The sequence below is a fragment of the Pseudomonas sp. Pme6b genome (assembly GCF_058129925.1).
Map to the genome: position 1 here is coordinate 566093 of NZ_CM176704.1, position 24208 is coordinate 590300.

The following is a 24208-nucleotide window of genomic DNA, read 5'->3' on the forward strand; positions in this document are numbered from 1 at the left end:
TTAGGTGCTCCGCACAACCGGGTGTTGCCGCTCGGTTGATGCGTGTTTTTCAAGGTAAGTCAGAGATCACCTGCGGCACGGCAACAGACAGATACCACCTCCAAAAAGCACGCCGCAATTCCGGGTTGCCATCATCTGACAACCCACCTGCAAACGCGGATGCGACTAAATAATCAGGCTCAAATGCTTCAGGATCCAGGTCTTGATCGCGTTGGTCGGCGCCAAACTGAACATCGGAAACCGCCGTTACGATTGAATTTGCAGCCGCGTGCGCGACGAACATCGCAGGCCACTCATCGGGTTCATAGCATTCATTCTCGACCAAAGATACATAAAAACCATCTCGTACGGCCATCGCGTCGGCCTCATTAAAAGCGCCACTGGCAGCCTGAAGCGCAACAGTCAGAACAGGTTCAATGCGTCGATCATTACCAAACTTCTTTGTCCAGAATCCAATGCCGTGTTGCACGCAGACGATATTCAGCTTTGTCAGTATCTGTTTTTGTTCGTTGGTATTTTTGTTTTCAGTGATCATCGCCCATAGACGCGTTCGTAGAGGACGTTCTAATTCACCTTTGGGCGAGCTTTGGATTTCAGTCAGGAGTTTTATGATGAGGGTTCGTGTTCTTTTTTCATTTGAGCTTCTTAATCGGGTGGGCAGTATTCTCGTGTGAAGTCATGTGCAAGGTGCTCGGGCTTCAGTATGAGTTTCCTGAACGATTCCGGCAGCAATTCCTGCTCGGGGTTGGCGAGGTTCTTGAGCTTGAAAAAGCGGCTGTTTTGCAGCAAATGCGCCGCGGGAGAGATCCATCGATATTTGTGCCTCCTTAGAAGCAGAGGGACCAGCCTCTCAGCATTGGCGAGAACTGACAAGTCGTGGTGTGATTCTGGTGCGTAGAGCCTTGAGACTATCAGTGTGTTTGTGACATATGGAACTGACAACCACCAACCGTAAAATTCTGAAAATCCCGTAGGAGTTGAGCTACAGACGCATTCGACATCTTGCAGTTGCTGGATCCGCTAAGAAAAAATACGCCTCCGGCCCAATGAAAACAGTCAGTGCATCTGTCAAAGCCGTTACAGCTACTTGAGGCGGAAAAGGAGGCCCGCCAGGTCGTTGCGTCGTGTCAACCACAGAGATAGCCCCGCATTTTTGGGCGGATACGATGGAGTCTAAGCGTTTTAGATAGAGTGACTACAGGAGCCCTCAGTTATAGTAAATTTCCAGACGTTATGTCACGTTAAGCGTGAACTCGTTATGGTGATGGCCTATTGTCTCTATTGCGGTCTGTTTCGTAGATGAGAAAAATGAGTCTGTCTTGAGATCTGACTCAAGAACTCAGGTTCGATCAAGCTACGTGCACATGGGGCAGGCTGCGTCAATTTTGGGCCCGTCACGCGAGCCTCCTTCAACCCAGGGACAGTGATGTGTAAATGGACCTATTAGCCAACATTCCTAGCTGGGATGACATCGAGCGGAACCTCGATGATAAGTTCAACACGCTGAATCAAGCCTACAGCGATGGGCAGCAGAGCACCTATGACAGCTGGAATGGCTTCACGCGACGCGTCAATACCACCGCGACTCAAGCCTACGGATACATGGGCGGCAACCGCATTGACTATGTGAAAGCGGCGATGAGGCTTTCCTATCCCATCATCGAGTCAAACCTCAAGCGCAAGTGGGCATCCATCGAGATCGAACAGATCCTCCCGGTGCTGCTGCAGCTGGTTAAAGAAGTGGCGATGATTCTCGGCGGCAGCGTTGCGGTCGGTACGGTCGCTGGCGGCGTTGCTGGAGCGTTTTTCTTTGGTGTCGGCGCTGTGCCGGTAGCGGCAGCTGGAGCGGGTATCGGTTTACAGGTTGGCAACCTGATCCTGATGGCGCTGGGTCTCTCATCTATAGCTGAGTATTTCTATAAAGGTCTGCCTGCTTGCCTCTCTACCTTGCAGGAAGGCTTCGCCACTGCCTGGCACGCTGACGAAGGGCTGAAACCCGAGGGCCTCGACCCCACTGGTGGTTCGGCATACGAAATCCAGGAGCGGATTGATCGTGCTGCCCGCCAAATTGCAAAGGGCCAGGAGCAACTGGTGCTGCTGCTCTTTACTGCCATCGTGACTTACATGACACGTGGGCAGGTCAAGGCAGGCATCATAGGGAGCATGGATAGCATCGCAGTGCGCAGTGCCAAGCTTCAGGCAGAGATTTCGAACAAGCAGTTTGCGAACTGGTTGGCGCGTAATGAGCGGAGGCTATTGGCTGAGCCTGCGTTGCGGGTTAATGAGCCTGCTCCGTTGGTTAAGGCTGAATCCGAGACCATGCGTGAGTATTACGCTAAGCAAGATCCAGAGTTTGTGTCGGTAGAACAGCAGATTAAAGAATTTAGTACATTCAAAACAATGGGGGTTAAAAAGGCGGAGATAGATGCTTACCTTGCTACACCAGAAGGGCAGTCTTATTATGATGCTCTCGCAAGGTCTTCGCCCAATGCTTCCAATGAGACTCTTTATAACCGAGCATTAGGGCAACTTGCCTCTGGCAAGACGCTTCCGACCGCAAAGATTGTAGATGAACCTTTGGTGAAAATAGTTGTTGAAGGGGGAGATTATCCCGAGTACTCACCTTATTTTACAACGCGCAAGGAATTAATGAAGGCCTCAGAGTCCGATAAGACTCTCGCTGATTTTTTTGGGCTGCCTTTGGAAAGTGAAGGTTTAACGTATGGCATATACGAGATAAAACCTCTGAGCTCCACTAAAGTTTATGTAAGCGAAATAGCCCCGACAAGTGAATTAGGAGGTCTAGTTGAGCGATCTTCTGAAGCATTACAATATCTAGTTCCTAACCGTGGGGATTGGGATTCGGCTGTTAAGATTGGCACTATAGGTAACTAAAGATGAATGTGGATAAAATTGAAATTTCAGCAAAAAATTTGGAGGATAAACTAAAGGAGTACGTGGATAGAGACGTTCAGGTTGCGCGACTTTATGATGATTTAAGGCCCTTGTTGGAATTGGCAAAGTCGAGAAATATATTATCCCCTTTGGAGGTGGGAGAGGTTCCGGGGCGCTATCGATTTACTGAGAAAGGGCTTCAAAGATATAGTGATTTAGAGCATGCTTATGCTGTGTTTTCAATTGAAATTACAGGCGGGGAACCTCCGATCCTCAAGATGCTTAATGCAAGGAGGAATTTGAGTTAGGGCGGCCGCGAAAACTGAGTGCAACACCCCTACCTCAGGTAAGGTGCTGCGATATCTTATACCGAACTCTGCATGGAAGAACGCATCACCATTCAAATCGGACAATACCGAGATCTCAGTCTGCGAGAGATTGCTCGTCTGCTGGGGCGTAGTCCTCCCACGATCAGTCTGCGAAGAAATCCCCTTCCCACTGGAGGCTATGCGGCGTGCGAAGCACAAGCCCTTACTCGCGAGCGTCGAAAAGTCTGTTGCCCCGCCAGAAAACTGGTGCCGGGCAATGAACTGTTCGAGCTGATTACCCACTTGCTTCGAGAGTGCTTTTCTCCCGAGCAAATCGCGGGCAAGCTGCGCGTTATGAAAATGAATTTCGCAGAAGCCTACGTTTGCCGAGAAACGATCTACAACGCCATATACGCCTTGCCCGCCGGCGAGTTGCGTAAATGTGTCTGCGGCAAGGCAAAAGTACCCGCAGGCCGCGCAGTGGCGGTGTTGATCGACGCGGCCAGATTACTGACATGGTGAGTATTCACGTGCGTCCGCCCGAGATTGACGACTGGCAAATGCCCGGCCACTGGGAAGGCGATCTGATTAAAGGCAAGGACAATGCCTCGGCGGTGGGCACGCTTGTTGGGCGCACCAGTGGTTATCTGATTCTGGTCAAAATGCGCGACGCCACCGCGACCTCGGCGGTCTAAGGTTTTAGTGCGGCGCTGAACAGCATGCCGTTGGACTTGAGTAAAAGCATGACGTATGACCAAGGGCGTGAGATGGCCAAACACGTCGAATTGACCCAGAAGACGGGTGTGGCGATTTACTTTTGCGATCCGCAGAGTCCGTGGCAGCGCGGCAGTAACGAGAACATCAACGGCTTGATTCGCCAATACTTGCCCAAGGGCACGGACTTGTCGAAGCACAGCAGGAAGAATTGGACGCTATTTGTTATCAGATGAACATTCGGCCTCGTAAGCGCTTAGAGTTTAAATGCCCGATTGAAGTCATTACAGAGGTGATGGGCATGTATCATGAGGCTCCCACTTCAATTCAATGACCGTGTTGTACTCGGTTCCTGCAACCGTCGTTTTTAATATAAAAATTCCAGCGGGGACTGAGGTATACATAGATGAAATTGGCTCCCAGAGTGGTTTCTATGTGGGGGCGCGGAACAGATAGTTTTTGTCAAGCCGTGGGCAACTAAAGGTATAGAAGTCATGAGCTTACGTTCTTTGAAATGAAAAAATAAAGAAATAAATCTTCTTGTCAAAAAAGCATCGACTTTGCTAGGAACGTATAGTGTGTCAAGGTGAACTTATAAGCTTGATGAGTGCGTCGATGCACTTTTGATGATTCAGCTTATGCATTGTCAGAAATAATGTTGTTATAGGATGGGGTGGATCAATAAGTTGAAGCTGAACAGGCCTTCAAAGCGCTATAGCTTCCAGCTTGCAGACCGTGAACAACCGACAGCCGCCCTGCCGGTCATTCCACACCCAACCTCAGTCCAGCCTCAACTCCGGCGGCTCTGGCGCGTCTTTGGTCGCCGGGGTGACTTGAGTGTTCACGGGCTGCAACGTCGTCTGTCCGGTGGGTGCGCCGGATTTTTCGCTCGGCTCGGCGGGCACCAGCTTGTATTCCAGGCCCTGGGTGTTCTTGAGGTAAATCTCCATCTGGCGGAACGAGATGTTGATGTGCTGCTTCTTGAACTCGCGATTGATGAAGCGGTTGATCTCGTCCAGCACCGGGTTGCGGTCGCCCAGGTCGCGGACGTGCATGCGCAGTTCGTGGTCGAGGGTGCTTTCGCCGAAGTTCAGGAAGTAGACGATCGGCTCTGGTTCCTTGAGCACCCGAGGGTTTTCCCGGGCGGCTTGCAGCAGCAGGGAGCGCACCAGGTCCAGGTCCGAGCCGTAATCGACGCCCAGCTTGAGCGTTACGCGGGTGACGGTGTCGGTCAGCGACCAGTTGATGAGCTGGCCGGTGATGAAGGTCTTGTTCGGGACGATGATGTCCTTGCGATCGAAGTCGGTGATGGTCGTGGCGCGGATGCGGATCTTGCTGACCGTTCCCGAGAGTGCGCCGATGGTGATGGTGTCACCGATCCGCACCGGACGTTCGAAGAGGATCATGATGCCGGAGATGAAGTTGGCGAAGATCTCCTGCATGCCGAACCCGAGCCCTACCGACAGCGCTGCGACCAGCCACTGCAATTTGTCCCAGCTCACGCCCAGCGTTGACAGCGTGGTCACGAAGCCGACACCGGCGATGGTGTACGACAGCAGCGTGGTCGTCGCGTAGGCACTGCCTTGCGCGAGGTTCATGCGTGACAGCACCAGCACTTCCAGCAGGCCGGGCAGGTTGCCGGCGAGCACGAAGGTGATGACGATGATCACCCCTGCACCGAGGAAGTCGCTCAGGCTGATCGGCACCATGCTCATGTTGGCACCGGTGCCGCTGGTGTATTCGTAGAGAATGATGTTGTCGAGATATGCGAACACGGTGATCAGCTCGGCCCAGACCAGGTACAGCGCACCGACGAAACCGGCCAGCAGGGCCAGACGAATCAGGCGCAGCGACTGCTGGTTGACCTGTTCGATGTCCAGTTTCGGCTCTTCGACCGGAATTTCGCTGTCGCCGTTTTCCCGGGCTGCCTGACGCTTGGCCAGTGCACGCTGGTAGGCCAGGCGGCGGGCGGCGACGCTCAGGCCGCGAACGAAGGTCGCCTCGACCATCAGCCAGATCATCATCAGGTACAGGGTGTCGATCAGGCGGTCGCTGAGCTTGAGCGCCGTGTAGTAGTAGCCAAAGCACACGGCCAGAAAGAGTGCGACGGGCAATGCTGTGAACACCACACCGACAGTCTTGCGGAACAGTGAGGCATTGTGATGCGTGGGGCTCGAGATCAGCAGGCGAGCGAGCAGCCAGGTCATCAGCGCGTAGCAGGTCAGGACCACGCCGATCCCCAGTACATCGTCGGCCAGTGCGGCAGGTTGGTGCTCGGCGACGGCCACCACGGCCACCAGGGCCAGAACGACCAGCCCGAGGCGACGCACCCAGCCACGCAGGAACTCGACCTGCGCCGTTTCCCAGCGGAAATGCAGTTGGGCAACGCCAGATGGGGCGAGTACGCGGTAGGCGGTGTAGAACACCAGCCAGGCGAGGGCGATCTGCAACAAGGCCTCGCCCAGGTTGGCGTTTTGCCCGCGTGCATCGATTTGCAGGGCATAGCCGCACAGCGCCAGGCCCAGCGCCACAGGCATTGCCAGCAGCACGTTGATCAGCAGCGCCAGTGGCGTTTTCCATTGGCTGTCACGTTTGAAGTGGCCGATGTCGGCATGCAGGCGATTCAGCTTCTGATACAGCGCCTTGCGCCGCCAGGTCAGTACGCCGATCAACAGCAGCAGGGGCAGGAACAGCAGCGGTCGCTGAGTCAGGCCGTCTGACAGCTCGCTCAGGCTGGATGTCCAGGGCAGGGTGGCGATCTGCTTTTGCAGGCGCGGCCAGATATTCTGAAACCATTCCAGGTCCAGCGGCTTGTTGCTGGGGATCCAGAACATCTGCTCGTCGAGTGTGGCGCGCAGTCCCTGAGCGGTGCTGGTCAGCTGCTTCTGGTTCAGTTGCAGCGTGATGGACTCGTTGAGCAACGCGCTCAGCTCGCGATTGAGACGCTCCAGCAAGTCGCTGCGAGTGATTGCCAGGTCCAGCAGCGTACGGCGCAGTTGCGGGGTAATGTTTTCAGGCGGTTGAGTGGCGAGCAGCTTTTCGACATAGGCGGTCGGCGTGCTCATCTGCTCGCGTTGCTGGTTGATGTCGAACTGATACAGGCGGATGTTGGCGATTTCGTCGGCCAGGCCCTTGTCCAGCTCCAGGTGCGGCAACGCCTGCTTCTGCTTGTAGAGAATCTTGGACAGCAGCAGGCTACCGCTCAGCACGTTGATCTGCTCGCTGAGGGCTTGATCGGTCTGGGTCAGGTTGTCCAGTTGCTGCTTGGTCTTGAGGTTCTGCTGGGTCAGCTCGTTGAGGCGGTCGGTGCCGCGCAGCAGGTAGTCGGAAAGCTTGAGGTTGGCGGCGCTTTCGGTCGCCAGCAGGCTGCTGCCACCGGACTTTTGCGCTTCCAGGGACAGGTCGGCGACCGTTTTCTGCGATTGGGCGCGACGCTTGTCGTTGATCAGGGTCTGCAGGTCCTGAATTTCCTGTTCCTGGCGCGCGACCTTTTCGGTCAGCAAGTCATGCTGGCTATTGCCCAGGTCCTGCAACTGGCTGTTACCGGCCAGTTCCTGACGGCGCAGCAGGTTGAGGGCGTTGATCGAGGCCAGTTCTGCATTGAGCAGATTGCGCTGGTCGGCGCTCAGGGTCTTGCCGTTGTCCTTGCCGCTCTTGAGGATGGCGTTGATCTGCTGGATACGCGTCTGATTGGCGCTGATTTCAGTCTGCGCCCGCTCAGGCCGGGTCTGCGCGGTGATGGCCAGGCTGTTGGCGTCGTTGAGTTCACTTTGCAGGTCGCTTTGCTGGGTACTGCGCTGGCTGAGAAGCTGCTCCAGTTGTGGCACATCAAGGCCGCCGTAGCGCTGGGCGACGGGTACCACTTTGCTTTCTTTCAGGCGGGCCAGCTCGCGCTGGTTTTCCGAGGTCTGTTTTGGCGCCTGGGCCAGTTGTTGCTTGAGCGCTTCGAGTTTCTGCTCGCTGTCCTTCTTGCTGGCGAGAAAAGCCAACGTTTGCTCGAGTACTTGTTGCAGCGCTTTCTGCTCGGCATCAGGCAGCTTGCGATCAGCAATCTTGTCGAGGCTTTGCTGCACGGCATCGCTGCTGGGCGGGTCGGCGGCGAGCGCCGGGAAGGTGGACAGGCAAAGCGCAAACAGTGCGGCAGCACAAATGGAACGCAGGGAAAACATAGACACCGGTCGCATGATGATACGTGTGGATTGGCAGTTTAAAGGAACAGTCCGGGGCCCGGGCGGGTTCCTTCGGGGAATTTGACGCCCACTTTCTGGATCTTGTTCCCGTCCATGACGGCAACTGTCCAAATAGTTCCATTCCATTCAATCTGGTCGCCCACCACTGGCTCGCCGCGGTTCTTCTGCACGATGAACTGGCTGAGTGGCATTCCGGGGTCAATGCCATCGAGTTTCAGGCCATACAGGGCCGCGACTTCACCCAGCCGTGCATCGCCTTCAAGAACGAAGTCGCCGAAGAAGCGCAGATCCAGGCCACGTTGCGGTGCCTGGCTGAACAGTTTGCCCAGTGCCGGAAGATCATGTTCGTGACCGATCACACAGAGCAGGTCGCCCACTTCCAGCGTCGTACTGCCGGACGGGTGGAGCAACTGCTGGCCCCGGAACAGTGCGGCAATACGCGTGCCTTCAGGCATTTTCAGCTCACGCAGCGCCGCACCGATGCACCACTTTTCAGCGCCCAGACGGTAGACGAACAGCTCCCATTCACTGGTGACGTGCACCTCCAGCGCGGCCCGGGAAATAGGCGCAGGGTCAGGCGGAACCGTCACTTTCAACAGTTTGGCCACCCACGGCAGGCTGGTGCCTTGCAGCAACAGCGAGACCAGTACGATAAAGAACGCCAGGTTGAAGTACAGCTGCGCATTGGGCAGCCCGGCCATCAGCGGGAACACGGCGAGGATGATCGGCACCGCGCCGCGCAGGCCGACCCAGGCGATAAAGGCTTTTTCGCGGCCATGGAAGGCCTTGAACGGCAGCAGGCCGACCATCACCGACAGCGGGCGTGCCACCAGAATCATCCACAGCGCCAGGCCCAGTGCCGGTATTGCAATCGGCAGCAGGTCGTGGGGCGTGACCAGCAGGCCCAGCACCAGAAACATGCCGATCTGTGCCAGCCAGGCCATGCCGTCGAGCATGTGCAGGATGCCGTGGCGGCTGCGGATCGGCCGGTTACCCAGCACCAGACCGCACAGGTAGACCGCGAGAAAGCCGCTGCCGTGAATGGCGTTGGTCAGGGCAAAGATCGCAAGCCCCCCGGCAATCACCAGAATAGGGTACAGGCCGGCCGCCAGATTGATGCGGTTGACCAGCTGAAGCAGGATCCAGCCGCCGCCCAGGCCGATGAAACTGCCGATACCGAATTCCTGGATCAAATGTCCCAGCAGCCCCCAGTGCAAGCCGGTCTGACCGCTGGCCAGCATGCCGATCAGGGTGACGGTCAGGAACACGGCCATAGGGTCGTTGCTGCCCGATTCTATCTCAAGGCTGGCGGTGACCCGCTCGTTCAGGCCTTTGCCGCCCAGCAGGGAGAACACCGCAGCAGCGTCTGTCGAACCGACGATTGCACCGATCAGCAGCCCCTGGATAACGCTCAGATTGAACAGCCAGGCAGCCACCATGCCGGTCAGTACGGTGGTGATCAGCACGCCCACCGTTGCCAGCGACAAGGCAGGCCACAGCGCAACCCGGAAACTGGCCACCCGCGTTCGCAGCCCGCCATCGAGCAGGATCACCGCCAGCGCAAGGTTGCCGACCAGGTAGGCGGTAGCGTAGTTGTCGAAGATGATCCCGCCGCCATCCACGCCCGCCACCATGCCCACGGCCAGGATGATGACCAGGATCGGAATACCCAGGCGTGATGAAAGAGAGCTGACCAGGATGCTTGCGGCTACCAGCAACGCGCCGATCAGGAACAGGCTGTTGATGGTGGTGGCGTCCAAGGGCGGTACTCCGTAGAAAAACTGAATTGAAGCGAGAGGGGCGAAAACTGACCAAGCAGTCCGCGTGCCAAGCGATTTAACCTGTTGAATTGCTTGGCTGTCAAAGATCAATTTTCGGCGGATCACGCAGATTCGGCGTTCCAGAGCACGTGACTCGTCGCAATCTTGCGGTCGACACAGACGTATATGCCGCAAGCCAAGCCTTCTTGCGGCCTGTTGTCGAGCTTCAGCTATAGAAGGTTTTCATCATGGACGATGAAATTGCAGAAATAAGAGGGGCGGAAATCCGTTCGGCGATAAGCGGGATCCGCATGCAGAGTTCTGGAGGCGGGCGAGCAAATACTTTCGGTCGCGATTACTTCCGGCTGAACCCGATCAATCTGCAGTCACCCGCCGCCTTTGCTGTTCGGGCCTCTGACTGAATCAGTTCACGTGCCTGCCTGCGCAGGGTCGCGTTATAAATAGTTAGTGCCACGTATGCCGTAAAGAGTGATTACGTGCAGGACTTCTCTCATACAGGAAGAAGTCATGACGACCCAATCTCTGAAAACACCTAAAACCGATCAGCAACTGCTGCGTGAACGCGCGAAGCAATTTGTTTTCGACTACCCCGATCTGCACGATCTGGCCTATAGCGTAGTCAGCAAGATCATGCTTCAGCACACGCAAAAGGTGTTTAACCCTGACAAGGTCTATTGGCATCGTTTCGGCAGCGCAAGCAGCAGTCCGCGTACATTCACCGGCTGGCAACATTCCGGCAAACCGCTGCAATCGATGACGTTGATCGAACTGCTCATGCAGAACTTCAACGCCCACGACGAAGAGGCCAGTGATGAGCTTTCCCTTTACGGCGGTTTTTATACCGACGGTCCGGATCATGAGGTGTTCGACGAGCGCAACGAGGTGCCCATGCTGCCGCAGACTTTGCTGGCAGAAATGTGGACGCTGGATTTCAGCTCGCTGTACACCCGCCGCATGGAGCGTTTCTGGAGTTCGCACAGTGAGAATTTTTGCATTCTGGCCAAAGCGCACTATTTGGTTGCGGCCGGTAATTGCCTGCGCAAAGGTCAGCTTTCGCCAGACGACTTCAAGCAAGTCACTCGATTCGTCGTCACTGATCCCTCGCAGCCTGCGACGCTGAAGGCCTTGCGGGACTCGCCCTTGGTAACGCCTGGCCTTTCGGTGCATACGCTGGATATCAACGGCGTCAAGACTTACGACATGCTGCGTATCGTTATCGCTGATGGCCGGGAAGTGATTTACCGGCCTGATGCCGAGCAGCCTTTTCAGGTGTTCGAAAACGAACGCGCGCTGTACAACTGGCTCAAGGGGCAGTTCGCGAGCGAGCAGGCGGGTAAGGCACTGACAGGCAATTTCCTGCGCGGCGAGGCGGCACGAACACAGGACAGCGTCAGGTTTGCGCGCGGGGTCAGTGAATTGCTCGCGCATGACTGGCGTGCCGATGTCCGACTTATCAATCAATCCCGGGCACCCATCGTGGGTGATCCCTTTATTTATCTGCGTGATATCGCGCGTCAGGTCATGACCACCGACGCGCATCAGTTGCTGACGTCCAACGCCGATCTGCGCAAGCAGATATGGATCGGTTATCTAAGTGCCTTCATGCAGGCTTTTGGCGGGCTAGCCGCGTTGGGGTGGCCCGTTGCTCTGACGCTGGTTGGCGCAGGCCTCGCCAATACCGGGTTGAACATTGATCAGGCGGTCAATGGCAAGACCCCGGCGCAACGTCGCGCTGGTGTATTGGGTGCCATTATCAACACCCTTTACCTGCTTTTTAATCTGCCGCTACTGATGTCCATTCGTGCCATGCCTGAGCCTGTGCCATTAGTGCGGGCGGATGTCGTGTCGCTCCCCAGTGAAGTTGTGGAGAATGGCGTGATTGTCGATCCGCTGGAAAACATGGAAGGCAACCTGCTGCTGGACAGCCTCACGCCCTCAGCCGAGGAAGGCAGGTTTCGTGGCGTTTATTCGTTGGGCAATGGCGAAACCTGGATCAAGCTTGCGCGGTTGCCGTATCGCGTGATGTTCAGTGAGCAACAGCAGTGCTGGTTTATCGTTGACCCTGACAATCCTTTTGCGTTCGTTGGCAGTAAGCCGGTTCGCTTGGGGCTCGACGGAGAATGGACGCTGATTCAATCACCTGGCTTGCAGGGTGGCTCGCCTATGGATCCGCAGGTTCCGTCTACCAGCTCATCAGTCCCGCCAGGAAAACCTTATGCAACAGTGCATTCAACGTTCTGGGACAGGTACCTGCAAACGGACATATTCAATGAGCAATATTATGCAGAAAGAGCCCTGGCTCGTCAGAAAGAGGTCATGGATATCTGGGAGCCAACCACGGACGATGTTCTGGAGTCTGACTCTTCACCCGAAGGCGATGAAGTGTACCGGGACCCGTGGCACGGTAAACACAGGGTATTCAAGCTGGGCGAGGACGACTATTACGGCGCTAACATCATGCTCTATACCCAGGAGGATACGGTGTTCAATCGATTCCTGCGTACAGGCGAACGTAGGGGCCCCAACCAGGTAAGGTTCATCGAGCGTCTTGCCGATGACATCCAGGTGGTGGGCTATAGCAATGATGTCGAGTTGTATCGGGGTGGCAGCGGTGATCGGGGCACCTCGGGTGCCGTGTTCCGCAGCGGGCAGATCAAGGTTGGCGATGTGCTGGTCAATACCGATATCACTTCGTTCAGTGAAAACCCCTATGTGGTCAGCGCGTTCGCCAGCAGTCGAGCCGGTGCTCCTACTAATGCGGTGATTGGGCCGATAACGTTCGATGATACTTCGGTGGTCTTTGTTTTACCCAAAGGACGGTATTTGAGGGCCACGCCGATCGCGCCATTTTCAGCCTCGCCCGATGAGGCCGAATCGATCTTTTTGCCTGGTTGTTATTTTCAGATCGAGAGTATCCAAGAAGTGGTCGGCGATTTTTATCGTCTCATGAAAGTCCAGATGCAGGAGGTCGATCGCCCGGTTCAGGGAAGGGCGCTTTACGATATGCGCACGGGCGAGCCATTCAGTCGAGAGCAATACGCGCTCAAGTTGGGGGCAGATGCGAAAGTATTGGTCGACCGGTTCTTTCCACAGAACCCGATGACTGACCTGTTCAGCCCTCACTGATCAAGCGCCGCCCGGTTTTATTTAAAACCAGTCATCGCGCATGGCGAGGCAGGTGTCATCGCGGTTTTCCAGAATGCTCAGCTCGTGATGGCAGCCCGGTAATTCCCATGTCAGGAAGTAGCGGGCAGCTTGCAGCTTGCCCTTGTAGAAGTCGCTGTCGGCCGAATCACCTTTGCCCAGACCTTCCTCGGCGCGGATCGCCTGTTCCAGCCAGCGCCAGCCGATAATGGTGTGGCCGAATACCTTGAGGTACAGCGCCGAATTGGCCAGCGTACTGGTGATTCTGCCTTGCGCCAGATCGGTCAGCAGGCCGAGGGTGACAGCCTGCACATGAGCGACCAATTGCTCCAGAGGTTGGCGCAGCTCATGAAGTGAATCGTAGCCCTGCGCCCGCTCGCAGGTATCGGATATCAGGCGCAGCAGTTGCTTGAGGCCGGTGCCGCCGTTCTGCGCCAGCTTGCGGCCAAGCAGGTCCAGCGACTGAATGCCGTGAGTACCTTCATGAATCGGATTAAGCCGGTTGTCGCGGTAGTACTGCTCAACAGGGTATTCGCGGGTATAGCCATGACCGCCTAGAACCTGAATCGCCAGCTCGTTAGCCTTCAGGCAGAACTCCGAGGGCCATGACTTGACCACCGGAGTCAGCAGGTCCAACAGTTCATGGGCATGCTTGCGGGCGTCTTCGGCTTCTCCGGTCTGTGTGTCGTCGAACAGTCGCGAGGCATACAGGCACAGGTCGAACGCGCCTTCTACATACGCTTTCTGGGTCAGCAGCATGCGTCGCACGTCGGCGTGCTGAATGATCGGAACAGGCGTGCTCTCGGGGCTCTTGCTGTCGGGCAGCCGACCTTGAGGTCGGTCGCGGGCATAATCCAGAGAATACAGATACCCCGAATAGCCGAGCATGACCGCGCCCAGGCCGACGCCGATGCGTGCTTCGTTCATCATCTGGAACATGTAACTCAAACCGTGATGAGGCTTGCCGACCAGATAGCCAACACACTCACCGTTATCGCCGAAATTCAGCGCGGTAGAGGTCGTGCCTTTCCAGCCCATCTTGTGAAACAGGCCAGCCAGCAGCACATCGTTATGCTTGCCGAGGCTGCCGTCGTCGTTGACCAGAAACTTGGGCACGATGAACAGCGAGATACCTTTGACCCCGCCAGGCGCATCCGGCAGCTTTGCCAATACCATGTGCACGATATTTTCCGAAAGTGCGTGATCACCACCCGAGATGAAAATCTTGTTGCCGCGCAGCCGATAGGTGCCGTCTTCTGCCGGTTCGGCGCGGGTGCGGATGTCTGACAGCGACGAGCCTGCGTGTGGCTCGGTCAGCGCCATGGTGCCGAAAAAGCGCCCCTCGATCATCGATTGCAGAAAGCGCTGTTTTTGTTCGTCGTTGCCAAAACTCTCAATCAGGTTCGCCGCGCCCATGGTCAGGAACGGGTAGGCCGTGGTTCCGACATTGGCTGCCTGAAAGTGGGCAAAGCAGGCCTGTGACAGCAAGGTCGGCAACTGCATGCCGCCCGCTTCAAAATCACGCGATGCATTGAGAAAACCAGCGGCGAGAAACGCATCCACCGCAGGCTTGACCTCGGGGATCAGAATCGCTTCGCCATTTTCATAGCGCGGCTCGTTTTCGTCAGCCTTGCGGTTGTGCGGCGCAAAATATTTTTCCGCGATAGTACGCGCCGTCCCCAGCGCTGCATCGAAGGTTTCCCGCGAATGCTCGGCAAACCGCTCACGCCGCGTCAGCCCTTCGGCGTCCAGCACTTCATACAGCTCGAAAGCCAGGTTTCGTGAACTGAGCAGCGACTCGGACATGATGGCGTACCTATTCTTGGAATGACCCAAGTCTAGGTCGGGTTGAGGGGGGGAGGGTAGCAAGATTGATTCGGGTGATGGTCGAGCGTGTGCGGGGGGGTATCGAGAGCGGACGCGGAGCGTCCAGAGCATGGGAACGGTCGGTGTCTTTCGGACACCTCTCGTTCCGCACGCTCCAGCGTGGGAATGCCTTTCTTGACGCTCTGCGTCATCTGTTACCTAGCGGCATCAGCCGATCGTCATCAGGCTCGCATTGCCACCCGCCGCCGCGGTGTTGACGCTCAATGCCCGCTCTATCACCAGACGTTCCAGCGGCACGTTGGTTTCGCCGTGGGACAGGCCATTGACGCCGACGATTGCACCGCTGCGTTGTGCGATCTGCTGGCAGATGGCGCGTAGCTGATCGGAATCGCCGTGGTGCAGGACGGCGTCGATAGCGACTTCGTCCTTGGTCCAGTCAGGGATCAGCTTGATGCGTGCCTGAACGTCCTTTGGCAGACGAGCGCGCAATGGCTTGCTGATGTCTGTTTCCGGCCACACGGCAGAGCTGCCGACAGCCAGCACGGCCGCCAGTTGAATCAGCAGGTCGTTCTCGTCATCCGCCAGGCAAAGCACGTGTTCACGCGGCAGAATCGCATAGCTGTTGCGCTCGCCGGTCGGCCCCGCCAGCTGGCGAGTGATGCCGCTTTGCGATTGCTCGGCGTATTGGCTGCACAGGGCATCCAGATCGCTTTGCTGATTACTGGCTGCCCAGGCCTTCAAGGCTTGCAACGGTTTGTTGAGGATGTCACGCAGGCGGGTGTCCGGAGCAGACAGTGCATCACTGCGCACGAACGATTTCTCGATGGCATCCTGCGGACGCGTCGACAGCAGGCGGTACAGGTACAGCGGGCCACCGGCTTTAGGGCCGGTACCGGACAAGCCTTCGCCGCCAAATGGCTGGACGCCCACCACAGCACCGACGATGTTACGGTTTACATAGACGTTGCCTGCGTTGACGTTGTCGATGACCTTGGCGATGGTCTCGTCGATGCGGGTATGAACACCAAGGGTCAGGCCGTAGCCGGATGCATTGATCTGGTCGATCAGCAGGCCCAGTTCCTTGCGCTTGTAGCGCACCACATGCAGCACCGGGCCGAAGATTTCGCGTTGCAGCTCATCGAAGCTTTCCAGCTCGATCAGGGTCGGCATCACGTAGGTGCCACGCTTAAGCTCCGTGCTGTCGGCAATGGCCACCTGATAAACCGTACGGCCTTTGTCGCGCATGGCCTGGATGTGTTTTTCGATACCCGCCTTGGCCTCGGCATCGATCACCGGGCCGATGTCCACGGACAGGCGCTCCGGGTTGCCGAGGCGGCTCTCGGCCATCGCCCCCTTGAGCATTTCGATGACGCGGTCGGCAGAGTCTTCCTGCAGGCACAGCACGCGCAGTGCCGAGCAGCGTTGCCCGGCGCTGTCGAACGCCGAAGAAACCACGTCGATGACAACCTGTTCGGTCAGCGCCGAAGAGTCGACGATCATCGCGTTCTGACCGCCGGTTTCGGCGATCAACGGGATGGGGCGGCCCTGCGAGTCCAGGCGACCCGCCACGTTGCGTTGCAGCAGGCGGGCGACTTCAGTGGAACCGGTGAACATCACGCCTTTGACGCGTTCGTCGCCGACCAGCCCGGCACCTACGGTTTCACCGCGCCCCGGTAACAATTGCACCACGCCTTCCGGGATGCCGGCTTCAAGCAGCAGGCGCACGGCCTGGGCGGCAATCAACGGTGTTTGCTCGGCCGGTTTGGCCAGCACCGGGTTGCCCGCAGCCAGTGCAGCAGCGACCTGACCGCTGAAAATTGCCAGCGGGAAGTTCCACGGGCTGATGCAGACCACCGGCCCCAGCGGACGATGGGCGTCGTTGGTGAAATCATTGCGCGCCTGTACGGCGTAGTAACGCAGGAAGTCGACGGCTTCGCGCACCTCGGCGATGGCGTTGGCGAAGGTCTTGCCCGCCTCGCGGACCAGCAGGCCCATCAAGGGCTGGATGTCGCTTTCCATCAAATCGGCAGCACGTTCCAGAATTGCGGCGCGTTCGGCAGGCGGTGTTGCCTGCCAGATCGGGCCAGCGCTCAAGGCGCACTGGATGGCGTTCTCGACATCCTGCAGCGAGGCTTCCTGAATATGACCGACCACATCACGCAGGTCCGATGGGTTCAACGCGGCAGTCAGTGTGCCTGCGCTGGCCGGGCAGCCGAGCATGGGGGCAGCTTTCCAGTCATTGTGCGCTGTGGCGAGCAGGGCCGATGACAGCGAAGCCAGACGATGCTCGTTGGCCATGTCGATGCCGCTGGAGTTGGCGCGCTCGGTGCCATACAGGTCGCGCGGCAGCGGAATGCGCGGGTGCGGCAAGCCGAAACCGCCTTCCTGTGTTGCCATGCGTTCGATCTGGCTGACCGGGTCGGCCACCAGTTCCTGAATGGAGATCGAATGGTCGGCAATCCGGTTGACGAACGACGTGTTGGCACCGTTTTCCAGCAGACGACGGACCAGATAGGCCAACAGCGTTTCATGCGTGCCGACCGGAGCGTACACGCGGCATGGACGGTTCAGCTTGCCGTCTGCGACCTTGCCTACGACCTGCTCGTACAAAGGCTCGCCCATGCCGTGCAGGCACTGGAACTCATACTGACCTGGGTAATAATTCTGCCCGGCGATCTGGTAAATAGCCGCCAGGGTGTGGGCGTTGTGTGTGGCGAATTGTGGATAAATGACTTCTGGTGCCGCCAGCAGCTTGCGGGCACAGGCGATGTACGAGACGTCGGTGTACACCTTGCGCGTGTACACCGGATAGCCTTCCAGACCTTCGACCTGGGCGCGCTTGATCTCGCTGTCCCAGTACGCGCCCTTGACCAGACGGATCATCAGGCGGTGACGGCTGCGCCGAGCCAGATCGATCACGTAATCGATCAAATAAGGGCAGCGCTTCTGGTAAGCCTGAATCACGAAGCCAATGCCGTTCCAGCCAGTGAGCTGCGGTTCGAAGCACAGGCGCTCGAGCAGATCCAGTGACAGCTCCAGACGATCAGCCTCTTCGGCATCGATGTTCAGGCCGATGTCGTACTGCTTGGCCAGCAGGGTCAGCGACAGCAGGCGCGGGTACAGTTCTTCCATCACGCGCTCGTACTGGGCGCGGCTATAGCGCGGGTGCAGTGCCGACAGCTTGATGGAAATGCCCGGGCCTTCGTAGATACCGCGGCCGTGGGAGGCCTTGCCGATGGAGTGTATGGCCTGCTCGTAGGACGCGAGATACTTCTGCGCATCATGCTCGGTAAGCGCCGCTTCACCCAGCATGTCGTAGGAATAGCGGAAGCTCTTGGCTTCAAAACGGCTGGCATTGGCCAGGGCTTCGCCGATGGTTTCGCCGGTGACGAACTGCTCGCCCATCAGGCGCATGGCCATGTCGACGCCCTTGCGGATCATCGGTTCGCCGCTCTTGCCGATGATGCGGCTCAGTGAAGAAGTGAGGCCTGCCTCATTGTGAGTGGCGACCAGCTTGCCGGTCAGCAGCAGGCCCCAGGTGGCAGCGTTGACGAACAGCGAGGGGCTGTTGCCCAAGTGCGGCTGCCAGTTGCCGTTGCTGATCTTGTCGCGAATCAGGGCATCGCGCGTGCCCTTGTCCGGAATGCGCAGCAACGCCTCGGCCAGGCACATGAGTGCAACGCCTTCCTGCGAGGACAGCGAAAATTCCTGCAACAGGCCTTGAACAATGCCAGCGCGGCCGCCAGCGCTTTTTTGGTTGCGCAGCTTTTCGGCAATAGACGCGGCCACCTTGTTGGTGGCTTCGGCAACAGGTGCAGTCAGGCGCGCCTGCTCCAGCAGCATCGGCACCACTTCCTGCTCGGGGCGGCGGTAGGCGGAGGTGATGGCCGCCCGCAGTACCGACTGCGGTTGAATGCTCTCGGCAAAATACAGGAAGCATTGCAGGCCTGTGTCTTCCGCCACTTCGCCTCGGTCTTCGCTGTCTTTGCCAGTCGCGCCATTGAGCTCCAGCAAGGTTGCACCACTCTCCAGTTTTTCCAGGTAATTGAAAATCGCCTGCTTGATCAACCAGTGCGGTGTGCGGTCGATCGAATGGGCGGCGGCTTTCAATCGCTCGCGGGTCGGGTCGTCAAGTTTGACGCCCAGAGTAGTGGTGGCCATGTGTTGTCCTCATTATAGCCACGCAACGGTGGCATCGGCTTTGGCGAAGATTAGCGCTGTGACGGGGTCAGGTGCAACCGAGTGCAACCCTGTTTCGATAATATTTTGTGACATTCCCGGCAAGTGACCCGCAAAAGTGCTGCTTTGCTCAGAGCTGGTGCGCGATTGTTTGTAGAGAGGGTCGAAAGCGCCCTAAAATGGAGCAGAAAAACGCCTTTATTGGTTTTTTTGTAACAGGTGCAACTTGCACGGTGAAATGGGTTGCACCTTGTTTGGTTTGTTTAATAGGATTCATTCCCGCGGTGCGACCGCCAGTCATTGATTGCCGATCCTTGCGGAGCGATCAGTCAACGCGGTGTCGGGTGCAAAAGCACGGATGCGCCGTATATCGGTCGCTATTCCCTTTGGCATCGGGTGCCAACATAAAAACAATGCCAAGGCAGAACTCATGAGTGTCAGTAACCCTACCTTGATCACGTTTGTGATCTATATAGCGGCAATGGTCTTGATCGGCTTGATGGCCTATCGCTCTACCAACAACCTTTCGGATTACATCCTCGGCGGGCGCAGCCTGGGCAGCGTGGTAACAGCGCTTTCAGCAGGGGCCTCGGACATGAGCGGCTGGCTGTTGATGGGGTTGCCGGGGGCTATCTATATGTCCGGCCTGTCGGAAAGCTGGATCGCCATTGGTCTGATCATCGGCGCCTACCTGAACTGGCTGTTCGTGGCCGGTCGTCTGCGTGTGCAGACCGAGCACAACGGTGACGCGCTGACCCTGCCGGATTACTTCAGCAGCCGCTTCGAAGACAGCAGCGGCCTGCTGCGCATCATCTCGGCCGTCGTGATTCTGGTGTTCTTCACCATCTATTGCGCCTCGGGCATCGTTGCGGGCGCGCGTCTGTTTGAAAGCACCTTCGGCATGTCCTACGAAACCGCCCTGTGGGCCGGCGCTGCGGCTACCATTGCGTACACCTTCGTCGGTGGTTTTCTGGCCGTGAGCTGGACCGACACCGTACAAGCCACGCTGATGATCTTCGCCCTCATCCTGACGCCGATCATCGTCCTGCTGGCAACAGGCGGGGTCGATACCACCTTCCTGGCCATTGAAGCGAAAGATCCGACCAGCTTCGACATGTTCAAGAACACGACTTTCATCGGCATCATTTCCCTGCTTGGCTGGGGACTGGGTTATTTCGGTCAGCCGCATATCCTGGCGCGCTTCATGGCGGCTGATTCGGTCAAGTCGATTGCCAGCGCCCGACGCATCTCCATGGCCTGGATGATCCTGTGCCTTGGCGGTACTGTGGCGGTAGGCTTCTTTGGTATCGCTTACTTCTCCGCGCACCCGGATGTGGCCGGGCCGGTGACCGAGAACCCGGAGCGGGTCTTCATCGAACTGGCCAAGCTGCTGTTCAATCCATGGATCGCCGGTGTATTGCTGTCGGCCATTCTGGCTGCGGTGATGAGTACGCTGAGTTGCCAGTTGCTGGTGTGCTCCAGCGCGCTGACCGAAGACTTCTACAAGGCTTACCTGCGCAAGGGGGCTTCGCAGCTTGAGTTGGTGTGGGTCGGGCGTGCGATGGTGTTGCTGATCGCTGTCATTGCCATTCTGCTGGCCGCCAATCCCGAGAATCGCGTACTGGGGCTGGTGAGCTATGCCTGGGCAGGGTTTGGCGCTGCATTCGGCCCTGTGGTGCTGATATCTGTGCTGTGGAAAGGCATGACGCGCAATGGTGCGCTGGCTGGGGTAATAGTCGGCGCTGCGACTGTCGTACTCTGGAAGCAGTTCAGTACCCTTGGCCTGTATGAAATCATCCCGGGTTTCATCCTTGCCAGCATTGCCATCGTGGTATTCAGTCTGATCGGCAAGCCTGCGTCTGCGTCCATGCAGACACGTTTCCTGGCGGCTGAGCAGGAGTTCAAAGCCAACCGCTGATAATGCTGCTTGAATAACCGATGAAATGAAAAGCGGCCCGCACTTTCTGCAAGTGCGGGCCGTTTTTTTGATCGTTTGATTCAAGGCCTGCGTGCGACTCAGCTCTTGTTGTGATCAATATCCAGATTATAGAACGTGGCCTTGCCGCCTTCCGAGGTATACCCGGTGTTGTCCTGGGTATAAACACCGGCTTTGAAATACAAAGGCTTGTCGCGCCAGGTCTCGCTGATGCGCTTGCTCCAGTCGGTGTCGTTGACACTGACAGTCAATTTTCCACCCTTGCTCAGGTGAATGACGTAACTGAATGTCTGATTGAGCTTCACACCTTCGACTATCTTATAGACCTTGCTTTCGTCGTCATCGAAACGATTGCGAACTTTCGCAACGATGTCTCCGGTCTTGGTGTCTTCCTTGTATTGATACTCGACTTTCAGAAGAGGCTCGGTGCTCTCGTAGGCATGTATCTGGCCGATCACGATCTTGCCGGAAGAGGGCACCTGATCGACTTCCAGTTTAGCGTTCAGATAGTTGTCCGCGTCGGGATATACCCAATTGTGCAGTGATCCATCTGACCATGTTTCCCGTAACTCGCTGCGCGAATATTTAGCGTTTTCGGTTTTGGTCCCGGTCACCGGAGACCAGAACACAATGGAGTCCGATTTTGATTTGAAGTATTTGCCGTCATAACCCTTAACAAGCTGAGCGGTGGTAATGGTTTGGGGGGGGGAGCCCACTGGAATGCTGAGTTGGTACGATCCGAGATCGATCATGTTCAATCCTTCCGCGCATGTCTGTTTGCTACCAAGGGGTGGCCTCTAGCAAGAGGGTTTGAGCGCGTTTTATACGGATTGTAGGGCGATTTGTTAATTAAAAGTTGTCGAACCAATGACGTCAAAGTGCTGTCACTTTTCCTGCAGAGCAGAGTGTGCACGGCGTACAGGGAATGACCGTTAGTCGGGTAGATCGAACTTTGATGGTAGGGAAGGGGTGCCTTGCTTCTGCTTTTTGCGAGACGGGGCTAGAGTTATTCCAAAGTATGACGGTCGTCCTGAAACCCAGGCGTCATGCCCACATAGAGAAGCAGCATGGAACGCGTGCCAACACAGCCACATGATGGCTCTTCGGTTTTACTGGTTGTAGACGATTACCCGGAAAATCTGGTGACGATGTGCGCTGTTCTGCAAAGAACGGACTGGCACATTGTGACTGCGAGTTCAGGCATCGAAGCATTGACGGTACTTCTTGAGCAGGAAGTCGACCTGGTTCTGCTGGATGTGCAGATGCCGGGCATGGACGGCTTCGAAGTCGCTCGGCTAATGCGAGGCAGTCAGCGCACCCGTCTGACGCCGATTATCTTTCTCACGGCCAATGAGCAGACTCAGGATGCCGTGCAGAAGGGGTATGCGAATGGCGCGACGGATTACCTGTTCAAACCCTTCGACCCGAACGTTCTCAAGCCCAAGGTGCAGACCCTGCTTGAGCAGCAGCGTAACCGTCGTGCGCTGCAACAGCTCTCGCTGGAGCTTGAATCGGCCCGAGCGTTCAACGCGTCAGTGCTGGCCAACGTCGCCGAAGGCATTCTGGTCGTTGATGAGGCGGGCACCATCAGTTTTGCCAATCCCGCCATCTGCCAGTTGTTGAGCGCTTCGGTCGATCAACTGCGCGGTACGCAAGTGCTGGATTACATTATCGAACCGCAAGTGGGCGACTGGCTGGAGTCTGGCTTCTACAAGCACTATCGCAAGGCCGACACCTACCGGGTGCACGATGCCGTTCTGCGTACCGCACAAGGTACACAGTTGCCGGTTGCCTTGTCTTGCGCGGCGCTGCCTGCGGAGCAGAAGGCGATGGTGATGACGGTTCTGGATATGTCGGTAGTCCGTGATCTTTATCAGCAACTTGAAAAACAGGCCGTTACCGACGCTTTGACAGGCCTGCTCAATCGCCGCGGGCTTTATCAGGCCGTTGAAGGCATGCTCCTGCGAAAGGAGCAGACAGACAAATACCTGGTTGTGCTGTTCATGGACCTGGACGGCTTCAAGCAGATCAATGATGCGCTGGGTCATGACGCCGGTGATCAGGTATTGCTCTGGGTCGCCGAGCAGTTCAAGGACAGCATGCGCCCCTATGATGTTCTGGCGCGCATTGGCGGCGACGAATTCACGGTCGTGATCGATGGGCTTGATTACCCCGAACAGGCGGCCAAAATCGCCGAAAAGCTCATTGAACGGGTGTCGGGAAGACGCCAGGGTCGACGGTGTCGATATCACCTTGGGTGCCAGTGTCGGTATTGCGACCTTTCCGGACTGCGGCTCGAATCTGGACGGTTTGCTGCGTGCGGCAGATATCGCCATGTACGAGGCCAAGCGTGCAGGGCGTCAGCAATACCGGTTCTACGACCAGAACATGAACGGACGCGCCCGCTCACGGCTGATGCTTGAGGAAAGCGTGCGCACGGCCATCGATGGCAAGGATTTTTCGGTGGTGTACCAGCCCCAGGTCCACGTTGCGGATGGCCGCCTGCGTGGTTTCGAAGCGTTGTTGCGCTGGCAGCATCCGGCGGTCGGCGAGGTACCTCCTGCACTGTTCATTCCCTTGCTTGAGGAGACCAGGTTGATCAACCGGCTAGGCAGCTGGATTTTCGATCAGGGTGCCGAACAGCGTCAGGCGTGGAGTCGGGTGTTTGCTGCCGATGTGGTACTGAGTGTCTGTGTCAGCCCCACGCAATTCTGCATGCCCAACCTGGCTTCGGAGCTGAAGCGTGCCATGGATCGCTTCGAGCTCAAACCAGGGCAGATCGAGGTGGAAATCACTGAAAGCTCTCTGGTGCATAACCTTACGCATAGCCATAAACAGCTGAAGTTGCTGCATGACGTCGGCGTGCGTATTGCGCTGGACGATTTCGGGACCGGCGAATGCTCGCTGTCGCACTTGCGCAATCTTCAGCTAGACACCTTGAAGCTGGACAGGCGTTTTGTCGCCAACATTGTCGAGTCCAGGCGCGAGGCGGCGATGGCCAGCAGCATCATCGACCTGAGTCGCAACCTCGATATGCTGGTTATTGCCGAAGGGGTCGAGACCCCCGAGCAATACCAGTGGCTGGCGGACAACGGCTGTCAGGTCATGCAGGGCTTTCTGATCGCGCATCCGATGGTGCCCGAAGACGCGCTGCGCTTCCCCGGGCACTTTGAGGTGGCAGGCTTGAGATCGAGTGGATTGCTGTAGAATGGCGTCTTTCGTCATCATGCAAAA

At 57.1% G+C, this 24208-nt stretch carries 10 protein-coding genes and 3 pseudogenes; 7 read left to right on the top strand and 6 right to left on the bottom strand.

Going from position 1 to position 24208, the window contains the following annotated elements; all coding sequences use genetic code 11:
- Positions 1-49: 49 nt before the first annotated feature.
- Positions 50-636 (bottom strand): annotated as a pseudogene (locus tag AC4ANE_RS02595) (Imm5 family immunity protein).
- 798 nt (positions 637-1434) lie between these two features.
- Between AC4ANE_RS02595 and AC4ANE_RS02600 the strand changes: the two are divergent.
- From AC4ANE_RS02600 to AC4ANE_RS02610, 3 genes and pseudogenes are all read left to right on the top strand, one after another.
- Positions 1435-2895, top strand: a complete 1461-nt coding sequence (locus AC4ANE_RS02600; RefSeq protein WP_031595011.1) for a DUF6861 domain-containing protein — start codon at positions 1435-1437, stop codon at positions 2893-2895.
- 2 nt (positions 2896-2897) lie between these two features.
- The gene (locus AC4ANE_RS02605; protein WP_031595010.1) at positions 2898-3203 is read left to right on the top strand and encodes a hypothetical protein; all 306 of its coding nucleotides are present in this window, start codon (positions 2898-2900) and stop codon (positions 3201-3203) included.
- Between the two features lie 51 nt (positions 3204-3254).
- Positions 3255-4251: pseudogene (locus AC4ANE_RS02610) on the top strand (IS30 family transposase).
- Between the two features lie 445 nt (positions 4252-4696).
- Here the strand turns inward: AC4ANE_RS02610 and mscK are convergent.
- Complete coding sequence (gene mscK / locus AC4ANE_RS02615; RefSeq protein ID WP_031595009.1) at positions 4697-8086, bottom strand: mechanosensitive channel MscK; 3390 nt, start codon at positions 8084-8086, stop codon at positions 4697-4699.
- A gap of 38 nt (positions 8087-8124) precedes the next feature.
- A complete protein-coding gene (locus AC4ANE_RS02620) occupies positions 8125-9867 on the bottom strand; it encodes a potassium/proton antiporter (RefSeq protein ID WP_002551752.1) in 1743 nt (580 codons plus the stop codon).
- 248 nt (positions 9868-10115) lie between these two features.
- Here AC4ANE_RS02620 and AC4ANE_RS02625 point away from each other — a divergent pair, with 248 nt between their 5' ends.
- Positions 10116-10289 (top strand): hypothetical protein, encoded by a 174-nt coding sequence (locus AC4ANE_RS02625; protein WP_162836992.1) that lies wholly within the window; start codon positions 10116-10118, stop codon positions 10287-10289.
- Positions 10290-10395: 106 nt separating this feature from the next.
- On the top strand, positions 10396-13014 hold the full coding sequence (locus AC4ANE_RS02630; RefSeq protein WP_002551753.1) for a dermonecrotic toxin domain-containing protein: 2619 nt from the start codon (positions 10396-10398) through the stop codon (positions 13012-13014).
- A gap of 21 nt (positions 13015-13035) precedes the next feature.
- Here AC4ANE_RS02630 and AC4ANE_RS02635 read toward each other — a convergent pair whose 3' ends face one another.
- Together AC4ANE_RS02635 and putA are read right to left on the bottom strand one after the other, a co-directional pair.
- Complete coding sequence (locus AC4ANE_RS02635) at positions 13036-14838, bottom strand: acyl-CoA dehydrogenase (protein WP_002551754.1); 1803 nt, start codon at positions 14836-14838, stop codon at positions 13036-13038.
- Positions 14839-15066: 228 nt separating this feature from the next.
- The gene (putA, locus tag AC4ANE_RS02640; RefSeq protein ID WP_002551755.1) at positions 15067-19020 is read right to left on the bottom strand and encodes a trifunctional transcriptional regulator/proline dehydrogenase/L-glutamate gamma-semialdehyde dehydrogenase; all 3954 of its coding nucleotides are present in this window, start codon (positions 19018-19020) and stop codon (positions 15067-15069) included.
- Positions 19021-19468: 448 nt separating this feature from the next.
- Here putA and putP point away from each other — a divergent pair, with 448 nt between their 5' ends.
- Entirely contained in the window at positions 19469-20956 is a 1488-nt protein-coding gene (putP, locus tag AC4ANE_RS02645) for a sodium/proline symporter PutP (protein ID WP_002551756.1), read from the top strand.
- Positions 20957-21054: 98 nt separating this feature from the next.
- Here the strand turns inward: putP and AC4ANE_RS02650 are convergent, their stop codons facing one another.
- The gene (locus AC4ANE_RS02650; protein ID WP_004654467.1) at positions 21055-21726 is read right to left on the bottom strand and encodes a polysaccharide lyase family 7 protein; all 672 of its coding nucleotides are present in this window, start codon (positions 21724-21726) and stop codon (positions 21055-21057) included.
- A 315-nt stretch (positions 21727-22041) separates the two neighbouring features.
- Here AC4ANE_RS02650 and AC4ANE_RS02655 point away from each other — a divergent pair.
- Positions 22042-24181: pseudogene (locus AC4ANE_RS02655) on the top strand (two-component system response regulator).
- Positions 24182-24208: the final 27 nt, after the last annotated feature.